This is a genomic window from Pantoea sp. R102 (assembly GCF_004916815.1).
GTDB classification, from domain to species: Bacteria; Pseudomonadota; Gammaproteobacteria; order Enterobacterales; family Enterobacteriaceae; genus Pantoea; species Pantoea dispersa.
Map to the genome: position 1 here is coordinate 1 of NZ_SDFT01000062.1, position 4,751 is coordinate 4,751.

Annotated in this window: 4 protein-coding genes and 1 pseudogene; 3 read left to right on the plus strand and 2 right to left on the minus strand. The window is 53.7% G+C overall.

Features of this window, described 5'->3' with window-relative positions; all coding sequences use genetic code 11:
* A pseudogene (locus ERD80_RS08550) lies at positions 1-152 on the minus strand (3-isopropylmalate dehydratase large subunit); the annotation flags it as partial.
* Between the two features lie 367 nt (positions 153-519).
* Here ERD80_RS08550 and mqo point away from each other — a divergent pair.
* The 3 genes from mqo (at position 520) to ERD80_RS08565 (ending at position 3,387) form a co-directional block, all read left to right on the plus strand.
* A complete protein-coding gene (mqo, locus tag ERD80_RS08555) occupies positions 520-2,166 on the plus strand; it encodes a malate dehydrogenase (quinone) (RefSeq protein ID WP_136546539.1) in 1,647 nt (548 codons plus the stop codon).
* 199 nt (positions 2,167-2,365) lie between these two features.
* Positions 2,366-2,629 (plus strand): hypothetical protein, encoded by a 264-nt coding sequence (locus tag ERD80_RS08560; protein WP_104187249.1) that lies wholly within the window; start codon positions 2,366-2,368, stop codon positions 2,627-2,629.
* Positions 2,626-3,387: a Fic family protein gene (locus tag ERD80_RS08565; RefSeq protein ID WP_136546541.1), complete on the plus strand. Its 762-nt coding sequence runs from the start codon at positions 2,626-2,628 to the stop codon at positions 3,385-3,387. The genes ERD80_RS08560 and ERD80_RS08565 overlap by 4 nt, the downstream gene beginning before the upstream one ends.
* A 109-nt stretch (positions 3,388-3,496) precedes the next feature.
* On the opposite strand, the gene ERD80_RS08570 is transcribed toward ERD80_RS08565, so the two are convergent.
* The gene (locus tag ERD80_RS08570) at positions 3,497-4,747 is read right to left on the minus strand and encodes an NAD(P)/FAD-dependent oxidoreductase (protein WP_058775056.1); all 1,251 of its coding nucleotides are present in this window, start codon (positions 4,745-4,747) and stop codon (positions 3,497-3,499) included.
* Positions 4,748-4,751 lie beyond the last annotated feature (4 nt).

Sequence of the window (4,751 nt, forward strand, 5' to 3'; positions counted from 1 at the left end):
CGCGACCGGTCGCGCAGACCGCTAAACGCCTGCGGGCTGGTGTATTCATTGAGGATTGACCGGTCGATATAGAGCAGCACGTGCCCCTCATCGTCCAGGTGACGTACCACATGCTGTTCGATCAGCTTTTCATACAGGGTTTTGCCCGCCATGCTCATGTCCACGCGAAAGTTAAACAAGTCATCAGAGACCTTAGGGTAAACCCATTCGGCGTCAGATCATCAACACGCTCCGTGCAGTGATAGTGCATGAATTGTCATCGCTGCAGCGGATTTAATTTGACCTAAGTCGTGCCCGTCGTTATAAATAATAACCGCGCTCCGTTAGCGGATATATTGTTGCTTTTTCCCGCATTTCTGCTGTATTCCTGCCGTTTATTTCGCCATCCCGCTTTTATGAAAGTTAATTAATTGCCATCAATAGTTAATTAACTAAAAACAAGTTAATCTTTTCGTAACAATCTTTTAATTTGCCAACCGAATTTTTAACGTTCATCTGCAAAGAATAAACAGGACTGGCATGACTCAGACCAAAAAACTTGTGTCCGCGCTTTCGCTGACGGCACTGCTTGTCTCTTCAGCGGTTCACGCTGAGAACGCACCAGAAAAAACCGACGTGCTGCTGATTGGCGGCGGTATCATGAGCGCCTCGCTCGGTACCTGGCTGCAGGAGCTGCAACCGGGCTGGAAACAACTGATGGTTGAGCGTCTCGACGGCGTCGCGCTGGAATCCTCTAACGGCTGGAATAACGCCGGTACTGGCCACTCTGCCAACATGGAGCTGAACTACACGCCAGAGCGTGCAGACGGTTCCATCGATGTGAGCAAAGCGCTGGAAATCAATGAATCGTTCATGATTACCCGCCAGTTCCTGACCAGCCAGGTACAGCGCGGCGTGCTGCACGATCCGCGTTCGTTTATCAACTCCACCCCGCACATGAGCTTTGTCTGGGGCGACAAAAATGTCGAATACCTGACCAAACGTTACGCGGCGCTGCAGAAAACGACCCTGTTCCAGGGCATGAAGTTCTCTACCGATCACAAGCAGATCGAGCAGTGGGCACCGCTGGTGATGGAAGGTCGCGATCCGAATCAGAAAGTGGCCGCCACCTGGACGCCAGTGGGTGCCGACGTCAACTACGGTGAAATCACCCGTCAGCTGATCGGCAGCCTGCAGAAAGATCAGAACTTCAAGCTGGAAACCTCCTCTGAAGTCACTGATTTCAAACGCAACAGCGACAACTCCTGGCACGTCACCATCAAAGACGTGAAGAGCGGCGCAAACCGTGAAGTGGATGCGAAATACGTATTCATCGGCGCGGGCGGTGCGGCGATCAAGCTGCTGCAGAAAACCGGTATTCCTGAAGCCGATAACTACGGCGGTTTCCCGGTGGGCGGTTCGTTCCTGATGACCGAAAACCCGGAAATCACCAGCCGTCACCTGCAGAAAGTGTATGGTCAGGCTTCCGTAGGCGCACCGCCAATGTCGGTACCGCACATCGATGCCCGTAACCTCGACGGTAAAAAAGTGGTACTGTTTGGACCGTTCGCCACGTTCTCGACCAAATACCTGAAGAACGGTTCGCTGTTCGATCTGCTGAGCGCCACCACCACCAGCAACTTCATGCCGATGACGCACGTGGGCATCGATAACTTTGACCTGGTGAAATACCTGATTGGTCAGGTGATGCTGAACGATGACGACCGTTTTGCCGCGCTGAAAGAGTACTACCCGAACGCGCGTAAAGAGGACTGGAAACTGATTCAGGCCGGCCAGCGTGTGCAGATCATCAAGAAAGATGCTGAGAAAGGCGGCGTGCTGAAGCTGGGTACCGAAATCGTGACCGATCAGCAGAAAACCGTGGCGGCCCTGCTGGGTGCTTCACCGGGTGCATCTACCGCGGCACCGATCACCCTGAACGTGATGCAGAAGCTGTTCCCACAGCAGTTCGCGTCACCGGAGTGGCAGCAGAAGATCCGCGCTATCGTGCCAAGCTTCGGCCAGAAGCTGAACGGCAACACCGCGCTGACCCAGCAGGTATGGGATAATACCGCATCCGTGCTGCAACTGACCAAACCGCCAGTGATTAACATGGACGATCAGCAGTCGGCACCTGCGCAGGCCAAACCGCGCGAAGAGTCCGCGAAGCAGGATATGGCGCTGTAATACGCCATCGCTGAGTCAATCGAACCGATGCCGGTGCGCGAGCAATCGCCCACCGGCATTTTTTTATCTGGAATCTGATGATTGCTATGTCAGACTTCACCAGTGTTACCGCTGAGAGATGCCCTGTGGTTCAGCGACTCTTCCCACTGACTTTGACGATGCAGCGTGCTAAAATTGAACTTCTGACGGGAGATTAATTATGAGCAGAAATGCATCTCTGAGTATTGCCAGCCAGATCCAGAATTTAGCGAAGGCTAACCATATCACCGCAGAGCGTGACGGTGTCAGCCTGATGGCTGCTGCGATTACTCATCTGGCAGGCGACAGAGTAGAACTGGATTACGTTGAACAATTGCTGGTTAATCTCAAAAGAAAAGGTGTGCTGACTAAAGCAGAAACGCTGAAGCTTCAGGGTTCTTATCTGCAGGAAAAACGTGAGCACAAGCAGAACTTCAGCGCATGACGTTTGATCCTTTCAGCGATTTTTCTACTTCTGGCTACCTGAGAAACGCGTTGGGGCTTAAAGATGCGGATGAGGTAAAAAAAGCTGAGCATCTGGCCTTTGAATCGAGCGCCGAAGATGCGCTTCATTTCCTGGCACTTCAACCTGCAATCACTTACAGCACTTTTTTGTCAGTTCATAAAATTCTGTTTTCTGACTTTTATCCCTGGGCGGGTAAAGATCGCAACGAGTTAGTTCCTCATCTTGCTGTGTTTAAAGGCATGCCAGAAGATGCTCATTTTACCATGTTTGAGCAGCCCCACTCGATTCAGCTCGCCGTTGATTATGCTCTGCGCCTTGCCAGCGACTCATCGCGGTTCAGAAAAAAACCGGGTGAGGTTATGGGACAACTGGCTTTTGCTCATCCTTTTCTGGATGGTAATGGTCGAACGTTGCTGTTGCTATTTATGGAAATGACCTACCGTGCTGGCTTTGCCATTGAATGGGCTAGAACCAAAAAAGATGCGTATCTTAGCGCACTCAGCGCTGAGATTCGTGAACCCGCTAAAGGCCATCTGGATAACTATTTACTCCCCTGCGTTGTTGATATTGCCAGTCGAAGCGAATGGCCGGCAATGATTAGTGGCATAAAAGGGTTGGACGGTTTAGATAAAGAAGACATTTACTACGGTGCGGTTGACGATCCCGATATCAAAGCGCTCTATCACAGCTATACGTCATCTTCCCGATTGCCTCATCCACCTGCAGAGTCAGAATAAATACGATTCAGTCACTATAGCGGGTCGCTATTAATAGCGACCCTACATGATACAATTTAAGGGTGAACTTTCTTCGTAGGGTGCGCATTCATGCGCACCTGGAAAATAATTACGACTTTACGTAATCCGAATAGGCATTTTGCAGCGCGATGTGGTCGGCAATATATTTCGCATCGTGCCACACGCCGTAAATAAACGACGACGCCCGGTTGACCAGATTGGGCAGGCCAAGGAAATAAATACCGCGCTCGGCAGAAATACCGCGCTTGTGGAATGGCAGGCCCTGTTCATCAAACGCATCCACCTGCAGCCAGCTGAAATCAAATTTAAACCCGGTAGCCCAGATAATGGTGCTGATGCCCGCCGCCTGCACGTCCAACTGCATCAGCGGATTTAACAGGCAGTCCGGATCCGGCAACAGCTCCCACGCCTGCGGCTCGGCCGGTAAATCCAGCCCGTTGCGCTCAATGTACGCATCCGCATCGCGCAGCACCTCGAAATAGGCTCTGTCACCTTCGGCGATATTCTCTGCCAGCCCCGGCGCAAAGCGCAGCACGCCGTTATCCCAGCGCTCGGTGATGCCGACCAGCGTAATGCCCATATGGGCCAGCCGGCGGAAATCCACGGTTTTACCGCCTTCATAGCCGCTGACGGCAAAGGCCACGTGCTGTTTCTTCGGCTTGATTTTCACTTCGTCCCACAGTCCCAGCGCGCCAAGCCACCAGCAGTAATCACGGTCGCGATAGGCGCGTGGCGGGCGGTAGTGCTCACCGACCGACAGAAACACCTCGCGGCCGGCCTGACGCAGCTCCTCGGCAATCTGGGTGCCGGACGCACCCGCACCCACCACCAGCACCGCACCGGGCGCCAGCTGCTGTGGATTCTTGTAAGCAGATGAGTGGATCTGCTGCGGCACCGCGCCTTCAGGCACGATGGCCGGGAACGCGGGCTTCTGAAACGGCCCGGTGGCAGCCACCACGTTGTCCGCGTCGAATTCTCCCACCGACGTCACCACCCGGAAGCCGCTGCGTCCGGGCAGCCGCGTTACCTGCTGTACTTCAACCCCGGTGCGCACCGGCGCGTTGAGCATCTTTGCGTAATCCTCGAAATACTGCGCCATGCGCTCTTTCGGCGGAAACGCCTCCGGTGAAATGTTATCAAACTTCAGCGAAGGAAAGCGGTCGTGCCACGCCGGACCGTTGGCCACCAGCGAATCCCAGCGTTCGGAACGCCAGCGCTCGGCAATGCGGCTGCGCTCCAGCACCACATGCGGGATCTGCATCTGCGCCAGATGTTCGCTCATGGCGATACCCGCCTGGCCCGCTCCGACGATCACGGTATTGATTTTTTCTACTGACATAGGT